This is a genomic window from Pseudomonas sp. NPDC089534 (assembly GCF_044749305.1).
Classification (GTDB): domain Bacteria; phylum Pseudomonadota; class Gammaproteobacteria; order Pseudomonadales; family Pseudomonadaceae; genus Aquipseudomonas; species Aquipseudomonas ekonensis.
On the sequence record NZ_JBIVHR010000137.1, the window covers coordinates 1 to 11,088 of the forward strand.

Here is an 11,088-nt window from a genome sequence, read left to right on the forward strand (position 1 = left end):
AACAATCAAATCAGAAGTTTAGCCACATGCTGATAATTCCCGCTATCGATCTAAAAGTCGGTGCCAGCCAACGTCTGCGCCAGGGCCGCATGGAAGATTCCACGGTGTTCTCCGATGACCCGGTGAGCATGGCTGCCAAGTGGGTGGAGGGCGGCTGCCGCCGTCTGCATCTGGTCGACCTGAACGGCGCCTTCGAAGGCCAGCCGGTCAACGGCGAAGTGGTCACCGCCATCGCCAAGCGCTATCCGACCCTGCCGATCCAGATCGGCGGCGGCATCCGCTCGCTGGAAACCATCGAGCACTACGTCAAGGCCGGCGTGAGCTACGTGATCATCGGCACCAAGGCCGTGAAGGAGCCTGAGTTCGTCGCCGAGGCCTGCCGCGCGTTCCCGGGCAAGGTGATCGTCGGCCTCGACGCCAAGGACGGTTTCGTCGCCACCGACGGCTGGGCCGAAGTCAGCAGCGTGCAGGTGATCGACCTGGCCAAGCGTTTCGAAGCCGACGGCGTGTCCGCCATCGTCTACACCGACATCGCCAAAGACGGCATGATGCAGGGCTGCAACGTCCCGTTCACCGCAGCCCTGGCCGCGGCCACGAAGATTCCGGTGATCGCCTCCGGCGGCATCCACAATCTGGGTGACATCAAGTCGCTGCTCGACGCCAAGGCGCCAGGCATCATCGGCGCCATCACCGGCCGGGCGATCTACGAAGGCACCCTCGACGTCGCAGAGGCCCAGGCTTTCTGCGATTCGTACAAAGGCTGAGGACTGACCATGGCGCTGGCCAAACGCATCATCCCTTGCCTGGACGTGGACAACGGCCGGGTGGTCAAGGGCGTGAAGTTCGAGAACATCCGCGACGCCGGCGACCCGGTGGAGATCGCCCGCCGCTACGACGAGCAGGGCGCGGACGAGATCACCTTTCTGGACATCACCGCCAGCGTCGACGGCCGTGACACCACCCTGCACACCGTCGAGCGCATGGCCAGCCAGGTGTTCATCCCGCTGACCGTGGGCGGCGGCGTGCGCACCGTGCAGGACATCCGCAACCTGCTCAACGCCGGCGCCGACAAGGTGTCGATCAACACCGCGGCGGTGTTCAACCCGGAATTCGTCGGCGAGGCGGCCGAGCACTTCGGCTCGCAATGCATCGTCGTTGCCATCGACGCCAAGAAGGTGTCCGGCCCGGGCGAGGCGCCGCGCTGGGAGATCTTCACCCACGGCGGGCGCAAGCCGACCGGTCTCGACGCGGTCGAGTGGGCGAAGAAGATGGAAGGCCTGGGAGCCGGCGAGATCCTGCTCACCAGCATGGACCAGGACGGCATGAAGAACGGCTTCGACCTGGGCGTGACCCGCGCCATCAGCGATGCCCTGAACATCCCGGTGATCGCCTCCGGCGGCGTCGGCAACCTGCAGCACCTGGCCGACGGCATCCTCGAAGGCCACGCCAGCGCGGTGCTGGCGGCGAGCATCTTCCACTTCGGCGAATACACCGTGCAGGAAGCCAAGGCCTACATGGCCCATCGCGGCATTGTGATGCGCTAAGCCGTACAGGCCAGTGGACAGCATGGCGTGCTCAGGGCACTCTTGAACACGCCATGGATTCCGGTAGCCCGACATGATCAAACGCCTGCTTCTCGTCCTCGCCAGCGCTTCGGTGTTGCTGTTCAACACGGCCCGGGCCGAGGACAGTCCCGACACCGATCTGGTGCTCCTCACCGAAAACTTCCCGCCGTACAACATGGCGAAGAACGGCAAGAACTTCGCCCAGGACGAGAACATCGACGGCATCGCCACTGACATCGTGCGCGAGATGTTCAAGCGTGCCGGCCTCACCTACAGCCTGACCCTGCGTTTCCCCTGGGAGCGGGTCTACAAGCTGGCGCTGGAGAATCCCGGTTACGGTGCGTTCGTGATGGCGCGCCTGCCCGACCGCGAAAGGCTGTTCAAGTGGGTAGGCCCCATCGGCCCGGACGACTGGATCATGCTGGCCCGGGCCGACAGCAAGATCACCCTCGAAACCCTGAACGATGCGCGCAAGTACAAGATCGGCGCCTATAAGGGCGACGCGATCGCAGAGACGCTGACCAAGCAAGGCCTGAAGCCGTCGGTGGTGCTGCGCGACCAGGACAACGCGAAGAAGCTGGTGAGCGGCCAGATCGACCTGTGGGCCACCGGCGACCCTGCCGGGCGCTATCTGGCCCGGCAGGATGGCGTGACCGGCCTCAAGACCGTGCTGCGCTTCAACAGCGCCCAGCTGTACCTGGCCCTGAACAAGGACGTCCCGGACGAGACAGTGGCCCGCCTTCAGGCTGCGCTGGATCAGATGCGCAAGGACGGCGTGGTCGACGAGATCATGGGGCGCTATCTGTAGCGGCCGGAACGTCGGCCGCCGGTGCCGGCTCGATGGCCGGCTTGTCTGCCGCCGCCGGGGCCGGCATCTGCGCCGGGGTGCAGGTGAAGTCCGTCTCCTCAGACGAATGTTCGCAAATGTGCAGGCGATTGCCGTCGGTGTAGCTGACGGTGTCTGTCACCGGCTTGCCGTCCTCGCGCAGCAGCGTGTAGTTGCTCTGCACCAGATAGACTGCGATGGACTTCTTCCCGGCCGCGAAGGTGATGACGTCGAGGGGGCGGGCATTGAGCCATTCGTTCGCTTGCGCGCCGCACAGGACAAAGTCCTCGTCCAGCTTCGCCGAGAACTGAAGCGGTGCCGGCGAGTCGCCCGGCCATTGACGCCCGAACTCAATGGCTGTGATCTGAGCGAATGTCCTCAGGTGCTCGGTTCTTTGAACGCGCGGCGCCGTCCACCTGAACGTCCTCTTCTGACTTTCCGTGTTGTGCCCGTAGCCGATGAGCATGTACTGATCCGTCCTTTCCAGGCGGTAGCCGGGCGACCGGCGCAACTGTTCCAGGGGCGACAGCGAGGGATCCATGACCGCGAACCAGGGCAGCCTGGCCGTGTGGGTGAGCTTGGCCGGCTCGGTCAGCCGGGCCGGCGGTTCTGCGGTCAGTTCGGGCGCCGGGGGCTGGGGACTGACCTCAAGCGCAATCGGCACGCGCAAGGAATAGGTCGGGTTGCCCATCTCCGGCTTGGAATAGTTGCCGGCACTCGAGAAGGTGCCCGGCGCCAGATAGATCTCCCCGGCCGGGGCATGGGGCGGCGTGATGCGCCAGGCGCTGAAACTCTGCTTGGCGCCGCTGCCCTTATCGCTCCAGATCAGTTCGTCGACCCGTGAAGCGACCACCAGGTCGGCCCGGACACAGCGGATGGCGTTGAGCGAAGGCTTTTCGTGGTCGTTGGTGCACACCGAACCTAGCGCGACGTAACCGTTGGGAGGAACCGGTCGCCATATCGCCCCGTCCTTCTTTGACTTTGTGCCTGAGTCCTTCCAGATCAGTTCATAGTCGTCGGGCGGGCTCAGCGCCTTTCCCAGGGCGAGATCCGCGGATTGCGCATCCGCTTCGCAGACCACCGCCACCACCCGCTTTTCGTTGATGTTGTCGAGATCGGCGACGGCCACGTCGCCCAGTGGGAAATACCCCGGCAGCACGTCCGGTGCCGGCGTGGGGCGCCAGAAGGCAGCCGGTTTCGCCCGTGAGCCATGGGTGTCCCACACCCGGTAGAACTCGGTGGTGAAGCTGATCAGCAGGTTGTCGAATCTTAGGGGTTCCATTTGCCGGGTCGGCAATGCGGAGTCTTCTTGGGCAGTCATGGTCGGTCCTGATAGCGGGAAGGCGACCCAAGGCGGGTCGCGGCCTGTTGCAGGCTTCACTATCGGGAATCGGACGGGGCGCTTGGCGGTAGCCCCGTATAGGGTGCAGCGACCGTTCAGCGGTAGACGCCGTCCTTGCCGTGGGCCGCCGTGGCGCGGTTGCCGCGCACGCTGATCATCTGGCGGATGTCGATCCATTCGATGCCCTGGGCCTTGAGCTTGGGCAGTTCGCGCTCCAGCACGGCCAGGGTCTGCGGATACGGATGGCCGATCATCACCGCCGAGCCCTGCTTGCGCGCCAGGCTGATCGCCGTCTGCAACTGGGCGAAGATGGCGGCCTCGGTGCGTTCGTCATCGAGGAACACGTCCCGCGAGACGCTGGCCAGACCGATCTTCTGCGCCTGCTGCGCCGCCACGGTCTGCGCGCTGGTGCGGCTGTCGACGAAGAACTTGTGGCGGCGCTGCAGCTCCTCCATCAGCCACGCCATGGCCGCCGGTTGCGCGGTCATGCGGCTGCCCATGTGGTTGTTGATGCCGGCGGTGTAGGGCACCTGCCGGAAGGCGGCGTCGAGGCGCCGCGCCAGCTCTTCGACGGGCAGTTCGGGGTGCCAGGCGAACGGGCCGGTGGCCGGATCCATGGGCATGTGCAGGATCACGGTCTTGCCGGCGCGATGGGCTTCGCGGGCGAATTCGGCGGCGTGCGGGGTGTCCGGCATGATCGCCGCGGTCACGGGGCCCGGCAGGGCGAGGACGCGGCGGTCCCGGGGCAGGCTCTGCCCCAGGTCGTCGATGATCAGGCTCAGGTAGGCCTTGTGGGGCACCGGCCCGGCGGGTTCCGCGTGAGCGGCGCCCGCCAGGCAGCACAGCAGGGTGAGGATGAAGCGCAGGCCCATCCTCAACGGCCGGAGGTGATGCTCAGCCCTTTGAGCAGGCTCAGGGCCTGGGCCAACTGGTAATCGTCATCCTGCGGCATCGCCTTGGCCTTGCCGCCGGAACCGCTCGGACGGTCGGCGCCGCCGTTGCCGTTGCCCAGATGGCCTTGCAGGTCGGCTTCCTTGAAGTAGTCGCCGTCCGCCTCGTTGGTGATCTTGGCCTTGCGCACCTCGATGTCCGGCACGATGCCCTGGGCCTGGATCGAGCGGCCGTTCGGGGTGAAGTACAGCGCGGTGGTGATCTTCAGTGCCCGGTCGTTGTTCAGCGGCAGCACGGTCTGCACCGAGCCCTTGCCGAAACTGGTGGTGCCCATGACCACGGCGCGCTTCTGGTCCTGCAGGGCGCCGGCGACGATCTCCGAGGCCGAGGCGCTGCCGCCGTTGATCAGCACCACCATCGGCACCGCTTCGCTTTCGTCCTTGCCGGTGGCGGAGAAGCGCAGTTCGGAGTTGGCGATCCGGCCCTTGGTGTAGACGATCAGGCCCTTGGTGATGAAGTGGTCGACCACTTCCACCGCGGCCTGCAGCACGCCGCCCGGGTTGTTGCGCAGGTCGAGGATGATGCCGTTGAGCTTCTTGCCGTTGTCCTTGCGCAGCTTGGCCAGGGCCTTGGAGACTTCCTCGCCGGTCTTGACCTGGAACTGGGTGATGCGGATCAGGCCGTAGCCGGACTCCAGCAGCTGCGCCTTGACGCTCTTGACCTGGATGACCGCGCGGGCCAGGGTCACGTCGAACGGCGTGCCGCCGTCGCGCACCAGGGTCAGGGTGATCTTCTGGCCGATCTTGCCGCGCATCTTGTCCACGGCTTCGGTCATGCTCTGGCCGCGGGTCGGCTGGCCGTTGATCTTGACGATGAAGTCGCCGGCCTGGATGCCGGCCTTGGACGCCGGGGTGTCGTCGATCGGCGACACGACCTTGATGAAGCCGTCCTCGGCGCCGACCTCGATGCCCAGGCCGCCGAACTCGCCGCTGGTGCTTTCCTGCAGTTCGGCGAAGTCTTCGGGGCCCAGGTAGGCGGAATGCGGATCGAGGTTGCTGAGCATGCCCTTGATCGCGTTCTCCAGCAGGGTCTTGTCGTCCACCGGCTCGACATAGGCGGCCTTGATCCGGTCCATGACCTCGGCGAAGGTGCGCAGCTCCTCCAGCGGCAGCGGCGCCTTGGTGGTGGCGGCGGTGCCTGCCGGAGCGACGGCCGGGGCCGGCTGGGCGGCGAACGCCAGGGGCGCGCCGATCACCAGGGCGATCGTCAGGGCCAGCGAGGTAAGGCGGGACAGATGCAGCATGTCGAACGGACTCCTGAATTAGGTCGCACGCTTATCCTTGCGCGCGGCACCATTGCGCCGGGTCACTGGGGTGACCCTGCTGACGAATTGCGAAATACAGCGCTGGCGTGTCCTGGCCGCCACTGTTGCCCACAGTGGAGATGGACTCGCCGGCCTTGACCACGTCGCCGGCCGACTTGAGCAGCGTCTGGTTGTGGCCGTAAAGACTCAGAAAACCGTTGCCGTGGTCGAGGATCACCAGCAGCCCCGCGCCCCGCAGCCAGTCGGCGAACACCACGCGCCCGCCGTGCACGGCATGCACTTGGCTGCCGGCGGAGGCGCTGATCATCACGCCGTCCCACTTGGTGCGGGCGTCGTCGCCGCGGGTTTCGCCGAAGCGCGCCAACAGTCGACCATCGACCGGCCACGGAAGTTTTCCCCGGGTGGCGGCAAACGGGCCGCCGAAGGTTTCGCCGCTGCTGGACACCAGCGCGCCGGGCGTCGGCCGGGCCGGCTTGCGCGGGGCATCGCTGTCGTCCGCCTCGGCCTGGGCCTCACGCAACCGCTTTTTTTCGGCTTCCTGCTGGGCGATCAGCGCTTTCTGCCGCGCTTCTTCTGCCTCACGGGCCTGGCGGGCCAGGGTTTCCTCAATGGTTTTAAGGACTTTAGACAGGTCTGCCTGATCCTGCTCGCGGGCGGCGAGCTTCTGGTCCCGGGCCTTCACGTCGTCGTTGAGCTTGGCCAGGACCTGCTGGCGCTCCTTGCGCACTTTGTCGAGCTCGTCGCGCCGGGCGTCCAGGTCGCTTTTCTGCACCAGCAACTGCGCTTGCTGCAGCCCGATGTCCTTTTCGACATTGGCCAGCTGGCGCAGGGTTTCGTTGAAGTTCTTCAGCTGCTCCAGGCGGGCCTGGCTCAGGTAGTCGTAATAGGTGAGGGTGCGGGCGAACTTCTCGGGGTTCTGCTGGTTGAGCAGCAGCTTGAGGTACTCCTGACGGCCGTTCTGGTAGGCCGCCCGGGCCTGGACGGCGATCAGCCGCTGCTGTTCAGTGCGCGCGCTCTGGAGTTTTTTTTTCTCCGCATCGAGCCTTTGCAGCTCGGATTCGCTTTTCTTCAGCTCTTTCTGCAGGGCCTCGACTTCTTTCTCGAGCTTGCCCATTTCGGTCTCGGTGCCCTTGAGTTCTTTCTGCACGCCGGACTTCTCTTCCTGGAGCTTGCCCAGCATTTTCTTCAGCTCGGCGATGTCCTGACGCGTGGCGTCCAACTGCTGTTGGGTTTGCGCGCGCTCGTCAGCGAAGGCCGGTTGGAGCAGGCAGGTCAGAGCGAGGGCGATCAGGAGGCGAAGCATAGGGGCGGGCGGCACCAGGGTAAGGGACGGCCTAGTATGCCCGCCCGACGCTGCAAAAAAAACGCCCAAATGGGGTTGTGTGATAACTGGAGCGGGCGTCCGGGCCGAATCCATTGTGAAAACTCCATGAACGGCTGTGGGAGCGGGCCGGCCCGCGATGGCGTCCGATCATTCAACATAGCTGTTGGCTGTCAGATCGCCATTGCGGGCCGGCGCGCTCCCACAGGGTCTTGCGGTGTTGCGCGGCCGGGGTCAGACCAGGATCGAGGTGCCGGTCATTTCCGCCGGCTTCTCCAGGTTCAGCAGCTTGAGCATGGTCGGCGCCACGTCCGCCAGCACGCCGCCTTCGCGCACCTTGAGGTCACGCTTGCCGACATAGATGAACGGCACAGGCTCGGTGGTGTGGGCGGTGTGGGCCTGACCGGTGGATTCGTCGGCCATCTGCTCGACGTTGCCGTGGTCGGCGGTGATCAGCGCTTCGCCGCCGACCTTCTCCAGGGCGTCGACGATGCGGCCGACGCAGGTGTCCAGGCACTCCACGGCCTTGACCGCCGCCTCGAACACGCCGCTGTGGCCGACCATGTCGCCGTTGGCGTAGTTGACCACGATCACGTCGTAGCGCTGCTGCTCGATGGCCTCGACGATGCGGTCGGTGACCTCCGGCGCGCTCATCTCAGGCTGCAGGTCGTAGGTGGCGACCTTCGGCGACGGGATCAGGATGCGCTCTTCGCCGGGGAACGGCTCTTCGCGGCCGCCGGAGAAGAAGAACGTCACGTGGGCGTACTTCTCGGTTTCGGCGATGCGCAGTTGGGTCTTGCCGTTCTTCGCCAGGTAGTCGCCCAGCACGTTGTCCAGGCTGCCGGGGGCGAAGGCCGACGGCGCAGGAATGCTGGCGGCGTACTGGGTCAGCATCACGTAGCCGGCCAGTTTCGGCTGGCGGGCACGGTCGAATTCCTTGAAGCCGTCTTCGACGAACACCCGGGACAGCTCGCGGGCGCGGTCGGCGCGGAAGTTCATGAACACCACGGCGTCGCCGTCCTCGACCTTCACCGGCTCGCCGATGGCGGTGGCCTTGACGAACTCGTCGCTCTCGCCGCGCTCGTAGGCGGCCTGCAGGCCTTCCTGGGCGGTGGCGGCGTGGAATTCGGCCTGGCCGTCGACGATCAGGTTGTAGGCGGCGGCCACGCGGTCCCAGCGGTTGTCGCGGTCCATCGCGTAGTAGCGGCCGACGAGGCTGGCGATGCGGCCCTTGCCGAGGGCCTGGAAGGTCGCGTCGAGCAGCTCGATGGACGACTGGGCGCTCTTGGGCGGCGTGTCGCGGCCGTCGAGGAAGGCGTGCAGGTAGATCTTTTCTGCGCCGCGCTTGAAGGCCAGCTCGGCCATGGCCACCAGGTGGTCCTGATGGCTGTGCACGCCGCCGTCGGACAGCAGGCCCATGAAGTGCACCGCCTTGCCGGCGGCCACGGCCTTGTCCACGGCGGCGCAGATGACCGGGTTCTCGAAGAACTCGCCGTCGCGGATCGCCTTGGTCACGCGGGTGAAGTCCTGGTACACCACGCGGCCGGCGCCGAGGTTCATGTGGCCGACCTCGGAGTTGCCCATCTGGCCGTCCGGCAGGCCGACGTCCATGCCGCTGCCCGAGATCAAGCCGTTCGGCACGGTGGCCCACAGGCGGTCCAGCACAGGCTTCTTGGCCGCAAAGACGGCGTTGGACTCGGGGCTGTCGCTGTGACCGAAGCCGTCGAGAATCATCAGGACCAAAGGTTTGGGCGTGGTAGTCATGGAATCCACTCTGGCTAAAGTTAGGGAAGGCGATGAAAAAGGGAGTAGGAGTTTAAAGCCAAGTTCCGGCGGCGTCACCGCCGGACGGGGTTTGGCCGACCATACCGGCTGTGTATACTGGCCCACATTTTAATGCCCTGGAACCTCCTTCGATGGTTGCTCACCTGATTGAATTTGCCACTAACCACTACATTCTTGTCGGTATCTTCGTCGTACTGCTGGCTTTGCTGATCGCCCACACGATGCAGGGCGGCGGCAAGAGCCTGAGCACCGGCGAACTGACCGCGCTGGTCAACAAGGAAGCGGGCGTGGTGGTGGACATCCGTCCGAGCAAGGACTACGCCGCCGGCCACATCGTCGGTGCGCTGAACATTCCCCAGGACAAGCTGGCCGCCCGCGTCGGCGAGCTGGAGAAGCACAAGGCCAAGACCATCATCCTGGTCGATGCCCTGGGCCAGACCGCCGGCACCCACGCCCGCGAACTGATGAAGGCCGGCTTCACCGCCGCCAAGCTGTCCGGCGGCATTTCCAGCTGGAAAGGCGACAACCTGCCGCTGGTGAAATGACATGAGCGACGTCATCGTCTATTCCAGCGATTACTGCCCTTACTGCTCGCGGGCCAAGCACCTGCTGGCGAGCAAAGGCGTGGCCTTCGATGAGATCAAGGTCGATGGCAAGCCGCAGGTGCGCGCCGAAATGGCCCAGAAGGCGGGGCGCACGTCCGTGCCGCAGATCTGGATCGGCAGCCGGCACATCGGCGGTTGCGACGATTTGTATGCCCTGGAGCGCGCCGGCCGGCTCGACGCATTGCTCAAGGCCTGAACCGCTGCACGTTTCGCCGAAACCAAGAACCCTAAAAGAACCGAGATCAGAAAGGATCTGAGATGACTGACCAACAGAACACTGCAGCCAGCGAAGAAGAAAACGCACCGCAATTCTCCCTGCAGCGCATCTACGTGCGCGACCTGTCCTTCGAGGCCCCGAAAAGCCCGGCGATCTTCCGCCAGCAGTGGGACCCGAGCGTCGCGCTGGATCTGAACACCCGCCAGAAGGCCCTGGAAGGCGACTTCTACGAAGTCGTGCTGACCCTGTCGGTGACCGTGAAGAACGGTGAGGAAGTGGCTTTCATCGCCGAAGTGCAGCAGGCCGGCATCTTCCTGATCAAGAACCTGGACGTGGGCTCGATGAGCCACACCCTGGGTGCGTTCTGCCCGAACATCCTGTTCCCGTATGCCCGCGAAACCCTGGACAGCCTGGTGACCCGCGGCTCGTTCCCGGCCCTGATGCTGGCTCCGGTGAACTTCGACGCCCTGTACGCGCAAGAGCTGCAGCGCATGCAGGACGCCGGCGAGGCTCCGACCGTTCAGTAAGCGGTCGCGCAACGCCCCTGTGTGAGCGGGCTTGCCCGCGAACGCGGTGTGTCATTCGGCATTCATGTCGCCTGATGCGCAGCGTTCGCGAGCAAGCCCGCTCTCACATTACGCTGTGGCAAACGCAGATGCCGTTTCCAACCGGGCTCCCTGTGGGAGCCAGCCTGCTGGCGATGGCGGTAGGTCAGGCAATAGGGATGTCGGCTGTGCCGGCCTCATCGCTTGCAGGCAAGCTCCCACCGGGTTTTGTGGTGTACCTGGATCCTGCAAACACCCGGGATCCCTGTGGGAGCCAGCCTGCTGGCGATGGCGTCAATGACAGCGCCGCAGGGCTGGGGCAGGCAGTCCGGGGTCAGTTGAAACCGTTCTGCCGCCACGCCTCGTAGACGGCGACCGCCACGGTGTTGGACAGGTTCAGGCTGCGGCAGCCTTCGCGCATCGGCAGGCGCAGGCGGTGGCCGGCGGGCAGTGCGTCCAGCACTTCCGGCGGCAGGCCCCGGCTTTCCGGGCCGAACAGAAACGCATCGCCGGGCGCGAACGCCACGTCGTGAAACGGCTGCGATCCCTTGGTGGTGAACGCGAACAAACGGGGCTGGCCCAGGCTCTCCAGGCAACTGGCGAGGTCGGCATGGCGCGCAAGGCCTTGTAGGCCTCTTTCTCGTTGTCGATCGGCGCGCCGGGGGTG

12 protein-coding genes are annotated in these 11,088 nt (G+C 65.5%); 6 read left to right on the forward strand and 6 right to left on the reverse strand.

The features are described 5' to 3' along the window. Window positions 1-26: 26 nt before the first annotated feature. The 3 genes from hisA (at window position 27) to ACIP0B_RS26455 (ending at window position 2,373) form a co-directional block, all read left to right on the forward strand. Entirely contained in the window at window positions 27-764 is a 738-nt protein-coding gene (gene hisA / locus ACIP0B_RS26445; protein WP_400837684.1) for a 1-(5-phosphoribosyl)-5-[(5-phosphoribosylamino)methylideneamino]imidazole-4-carboxamide isomerase, read from the forward strand. Between the two features lie 9 nt (window positions 765-773). Beyond that, complete coding sequence (gene hisF, locus ACIP0B_RS26450) at window positions 774-1,544, forward strand: imidazole glycerol phosphate synthase subunit HisF (RefSeq protein WP_085581828.1); 771 nt, start codon at window positions 774-776, stop codon at window positions 1,542-1,544. 73 nt (window positions 1,545-1,617) lie between these two features. Beyond that, on the forward strand, window positions 1,618-2,373 hold the full coding sequence (locus ACIP0B_RS26455; RefSeq protein WP_400837687.1) for a substrate-binding periplasmic protein: 756 nt from the start codon (window positions 1,618-1,620) through the stop codon (window positions 2,371-2,373). On the opposite strand, the gene ACIP0B_RS26460 is transcribed toward ACIP0B_RS26455, so the two are convergent. From ACIP0B_RS26460 to gpmI, 5 genes are all read right to left on the reverse strand, one after another. Beyond that, window positions 2,354-3,712, reverse strand: coding sequence for a Vps62-related protein (locus ACIP0B_RS26460; RefSeq protein WP_400837690.1), 1,359 nt, complete (start codon window positions 3,710-3,712; stop codon window positions 2,354-2,356). The two genes, ACIP0B_RS26455 and ACIP0B_RS26460, sit on opposite strands and share 20 nt — an antisense overlap. Before the next feature lie 116 nt (window positions 3,713-3,828). After that, window positions 3,829-4,605: a divergent polysaccharide deacetylase family protein gene (locus ACIP0B_RS26465; protein ID WP_400837693.1), complete on the reverse strand. Its 777-nt coding sequence runs from the start codon at window positions 4,603-4,605 to the stop codon at window positions 3,829-3,831. A gap of 2 nt (window positions 4,606-4,607) precedes the next feature. Next, window positions 4,608-5,927 carry a S41 family peptidase gene (locus ACIP0B_RS26470; protein WP_400837696.1) on the reverse strand — a complete coding sequence of 440 codons (1,320 nt, stop codon included), beginning with the start codon at window positions 5,925-5,927 and terminating at the stop codon, window positions 4,608-4,610. Between the two features lie 31 nt (window positions 5,928-5,958). Continuing rightward, entirely contained in the window at window positions 5,959-7,251 is a 1,293-nt protein-coding gene (locus ACIP0B_RS26475; protein WP_400837699.1) for a murein hydrolase activator EnvC family protein, read from the reverse strand. Between the two features lie 252 nt (window positions 7,252-7,503). Beyond that, a complete protein-coding gene (gpmI, locus tag ACIP0B_RS26480; RefSeq protein WP_400837702.1) occupies window positions 7,504-9,033 on the reverse strand; it encodes a 2,3-bisphosphoglycerate-independent phosphoglycerate mutase in 1,530 nt (509 codons plus the stop codon). A 152-nt stretch (window positions 9,034-9,185) separates the two neighbouring features. Here gpmI and ACIP0B_RS26485 point away from each other — a divergent pair, with 152 nt between their 5' ends. The 3 genes from ACIP0B_RS26485 to secB all read left to right on the forward strand — a co-directional run bounded on the left by ACIP0B_RS26485 (window position 9,186) and on the right by secB (window position 10,403). Then, window positions 9,186-9,599, forward strand: coding sequence for a rhodanese-like domain-containing protein (locus tag ACIP0B_RS26485; RefSeq protein ID WP_400837705.1), 414 nt, complete (start codon window positions 9,186-9,188; stop codon window positions 9,597-9,599). Between the two features lies 1 nt (window position 9,600). Next, window positions 9,601-9,855: a glutaredoxin 3 gene (grxC, locus tag ACIP0B_RS26490; protein WP_400837708.1), complete on the forward strand. Its 255-nt coding sequence runs from the start codon at window positions 9,601-9,603 to the stop codon at window positions 9,853-9,855. 62 nt (window positions 9,856-9,917) lie between these two features. Continuing rightward, window positions 9,918-10,403, forward strand: a complete 486-nt coding sequence (gene secB / locus ACIP0B_RS26495) for a protein-export chaperone SecB (protein WP_400837711.1) — start codon at window positions 9,918-9,920, stop codon at window positions 10,401-10,403. 352 nt (window positions 10,404-10,755) lie between these two features. Here secB and ACIP0B_RS26500 read toward each other — a convergent pair. Continuing rightward, window positions 10,756-11,088, reverse strand: a 333-nt coding sequence (locus tag ACIP0B_RS26500; RefSeq protein WP_400837714.1) for a tRNA (cytidine(34)-2'-O)-methyltransferase, incomplete at its 5' end; no start/stop codon positions are given.

What these genes read in the sequence shown, in the direction of transcription:
- hisA (WP_400837684.1), top strand. Translation starts at nt 27, where the DNA reads ATGCTGATAATTCCCGCTATCGATCTAAAAGTCGGTGCCAGCCAACGT.
- hisF (WP_085581828.1), top strand. Translation starts at nt 774, where the DNA reads ATGGCGCTGGCCAAACGCATCATCCCTTGCCTGGACGTGGACAACGGC.
- ACIP0B_RS26455 (WP_400837687.1), top strand. Translation starts at nt 1,618, where the DNA reads ATGATCAAACGCCTGCTTCTCGTCCTCGCCAGCGCTTCGGTGTTGCTG.
- ACIP0B_RS26460 (WP_400837690.1), bottom strand. Translation starts at nt 3,712, where the DNA reads ATGACTGCCCAAGAAGACTCCGCATTGCCGACCCGGCAAATGGAACCC.
- ACIP0B_RS26465 (WP_400837693.1), bottom strand. Translation starts at nt 4,605, where the DNA reads ATGGGCCTGCGCTTCATCCTCACCCTGCTGTGCTGCCTGGCGGGCGCC.
- ACIP0B_RS26470 (WP_400837696.1), bottom strand. Translation starts at nt 5,927, where the DNA reads ATGCTGCATCTGTCCCGCCTTACCTCGCTGGCCCTGACGATCGCCCTG.
- ACIP0B_RS26475 (WP_400837699.1), bottom strand. Translation starts at nt 7,251, where the DNA reads ATGCTTCGCCTCCTGATCGCCCTCGCTCTGACCTGCCTGCTCCAACCG.
- gpmI (WP_400837702.1), bottom strand. Translation starts at nt 9,033, where the DNA reads ATGACTACCACGCCCAAACCTTTGGTCCTGATGATTCTCGACGGCTTC.
- ACIP0B_RS26485 (WP_400837705.1), top strand. Translation starts at nt 9,186, where the DNA reads ATGGTTGCTCACCTGATTGAATTTGCCACTAACCACTACATTCTTGTC.
- grxC (WP_400837708.1), top strand. Translation starts at nt 9,601, where the DNA reads ATGAGCGACGTCATCGTCTATTCCAGCGATTACTGCCCTTACTGCTCG.
- secB (WP_400837711.1), top strand. Translation starts at nt 9,918, where the DNA reads ATGACTGACCAACAGAACACTGCAGCCAGCGAAGAAGAAAACGCACCG.